Annotated in this window: 4 protein-coding genes; 3 read left to right on the top strand and 1 reads right to left on the bottom strand. The window is 47.6% G+C overall.

Annotated elements, in window-relative coordinates; translation table 11 throughout:
- On the top strand, window positions 1-206 hold a 206-nt coding region (locus PX636_RS18395), incomplete at its 5' end, for a hypothetical protein (protein WP_288118210.1).
- 178 nt (window positions 207-384) lie between these two features.
- On the opposite strand, the gene PX636_RS18390 is transcribed toward PX636_RS18395, so the two are convergent.
- A complete protein-coding gene (locus PX636_RS18390) occupies window positions 385-744 on the bottom strand; it encodes a hypothetical protein (protein ID WP_288118209.1) in 360 nt (119 codons plus the stop codon).
- A gap of 848 nt (window positions 745-1,592) precedes the next feature.
- Between PX636_RS18390 and PX636_RS18385 the strand changes: the two genes are divergently transcribed.
- Complete coding sequence (locus PX636_RS18385) at window positions 1,593-1,967, top strand: DUF433 domain-containing protein (protein ID WP_002796833.1); 375 nt, start codon at window positions 1,593-1,595, stop codon at window positions 1,965-1,967.
- On the top strand, window positions 1,964-2,359 hold the full coding sequence (locus PX636_RS18380) for a DUF5615 family PIN-like protein (RefSeq protein ID WP_002796835.1): 396 nt from the start codon (window positions 1,964-1,966) through the stop codon (window positions 2,357-2,359). The genes PX636_RS18385 and PX636_RS18380 overlap by 4 nt, the downstream gene beginning before the upstream one ends.
- Window positions 2,360-2,788: the final 429 nt, after the last annotated feature.

Below are 2,788 nucleotides of genomic sequence, written 5' to 3'. Positions count from 1 at the left end.
CCGCTCCCTTCTCCCCCACTGCTGTAACAAAAAACAACTATCCCCCGATCGCGATCGCAAAAGGTCGAATAATTGTAAATTTTTGTCAATGGGTGCGGTCAGATCGAAGAATCATTGCTAGAATGAGCCTAATTGTCAGAAATTTAGTTAAACAAGGTTTTTGGCAATATGCTAATCTGGCTAACACGCTTTTGGGTGTGATATAGGGAAAAGTTCTGGCAATCGCGCCTAAATAGAGTGTTATACAGAAAGTTTCCGCATAATATGTAGTTAGGCAGATGCAATCCAATGTGTATCTTTTCTCACGACGTTCAACAGGTGTCCAACACGAAGATCTACGCTCGCCTGAATGGCGACCGTCAGCACTTAGTGTATGAGATGCGCCTAACGTCGGAATCCGACGTGGCGATGATCCTCCCGTTGCCAACTCAATTGCCGAGTACGGACCAAGTAAGTTTCGTAAACCTTTCTGGTTACGACGGCTTTTTTCGCGACATGGATCGATGCTTCCCGCAGCCGCTGGAAATGCGTAGCAAAGGCGTCGCTGTCGCGAGAGCGAGTCCTAGAAATCTCATGGTTCATCGAGTTGGCGCGTTTGACGCTTCGTTCGTACCCGCACTCGCGGATTTTCACAGACTTGATCTTCGATTTCGCCTTCCAGAGGATGTTTGGAAACAGCTGCCGCTTTACAGTGACTTTGGTTTTGCCGTCTTTCAGCTTCGATCTGGAGACATGCGGATCCATCCCATGGCATTGTCGTTTAGGACGCGGAATTCAACGGCCCTTTTCTTCCCGACTGCCCACGTCCATGATGGAAGCGTTCATCCCGTGGCGCAATTCGATCACTCCCTTTACGCACAGGCGGAGCGTCCCAATAACGTCGGAATCCGACGTGGCGATGATCCTCCCGTTGCCAACTCAATTGCCGAGTACGGACCAAGTAAGTTTCGTAAACCTTTCTGGTTACGACGGCTTTTTTCACGACATGGATCGATTTCTGAATGGGTGCACGGGTCAGTCCTGCCTTGCGACGTTATGAACTTCGGCAACTCTATCATGTCAGATAAGACGAAGGGTCTCGTTGATCCACTGACGCCTGTTGCCCGCTGCAAGTTGGCTGGCCCATTGCCAAACCGGGATACCTGGCTACCTGTGTAACCGCTGGCTAACCAACCGATCGTTGCAGCTGCCGATGCCGCGAGCGTCACTTTGCTCCTAGACATGGCAGTGCGATGCCGAAGGCACTGCGTAGCAGTACGCAATCGCCGTAGGGTGCGTTCCCTAATGCAACTTCTACTGCTCCAGCGATCAATTTTTGGGGAACGCACCATGCCCATTGATTGAAGCTGTGGTCTAAATTTGATCGCCGATCTTGTAGTACGGGGCCTGGTGATGCTCACACAAATGATACTGAATTGCCAGATATTGGAGTTCACTACTGGCTAGATGCAGGAACGAGGCTGAAATACATTTTGAAGGTCAGGGTCGAGGATTAAAGAGCTTGCGAATTAGTAGTCAGGGTGGGAGTTTGCTCACCTTACTTTTTCATGCGGTAATATGGAATGAGATGGTGAAAGACTGAGACTATAGCTATGACGCTCGCATCAAATAAACAAACCGCTATCATTCGTACAGAGCGAGGACTGACAATCGCAGGAACCCGCATCACCCTCTATGATGTGATGGATTATGTGACTGCTCAATATCCACCTAAGTTCATTCAGGGATTATTTGATCTGACGGAAGAGCAAATTAACACTGCCCTGGCTTATATTGAGGCTCATCGTGCGGATGTGGAAGCTGAGTACCAGCAAGTTCTCAAAGAAGCTGAAGAACTCCGACTATACTATGAAGAGCAAAATCGTGAGCGAGTTGCCCGTATTGCTGCTAAGCCGCCAAAACCTGGCACAGAAGCCATTCGAGCAAAACTTCAAGCGGAAAAAGCCAAGTTGGCATCACGGGCATGAATTTTCTAGTTGATCATAACTTACGAGGGCATTCTCTTGTCCTCGCCGGAGTCCTTGCTGCGAGTGGTTGGCTTGACTTGATCTCGATTCGTTTTATTCTGTTTGAAGAAGTTGGGTTAGCTGTCACGAGCGATGATCGCGTTGTTTGGCGGTATGCCCAAGCCAATCAGATGATCCTGATCACCGCTAACCGAAGTATGAAAGGCAAAGATTCCCTGGAGCAAGTGATGCGGGAGGAAAATACCCCCACATCATTACCCGTCGTGACAATCGGTAATATTGAGCGACTACTTGCCGAGCCAGATTATCGCGATCGTTGCGTTAACCGTTTGGTTGATATTGTAGTTGATATTGAAGATTATCAAGGCGCAAGACGCATTTTTATTCCGTGACGCGCCGAATGCTAGAGCCGTTGAATTCTATCTGTAGGGACACGGTATAACGGGGTCTTTATACTAAATCGGTTTTTAATAGTATGATTAACTGCCAATCCAACTTGAAAAACCCGCTCCCTTCTCCCCCACTGCTGTAACAAAAAACAACTATCCCCCGATAGCGATCGCTAAAGGTCGAATAATTATAAATTTTTGTCAAGGGGTGCGGTCAGACATAGGAATCATCGCTAGAATGAGCCTAATTGTCAGGAATTTAGTTAAACAAGGTTTTTGGCAATATGCTAGTCTGGCTAACAGGCTTTTGGGGGTGATAAAGGGAAAACTTCTGGCGATTGCGCCTAAATGAAGTGATATACAGAAGGTTGACCCATATCGTTACCCCAGAGAGTGTTATAGAGAAAGTTGACCTATAATATGTAGTTATGT

This window comes from Microcystis sp. M53598_WE2 (assembly GCF_030067735.1).
In the GTDB taxonomy this organism is placed as follows: Bacteria; Cyanobacteriota; Cyanobacteriia; order Cyanobacteriales; family Microcystaceae; genus Microcystis; species Microcystis aeruginosa.
The sequence above is the reverse complement of the archived record's forward strand: the minus strand, read 5'-3'. Positions and strand labels throughout refer to the sequence as shown.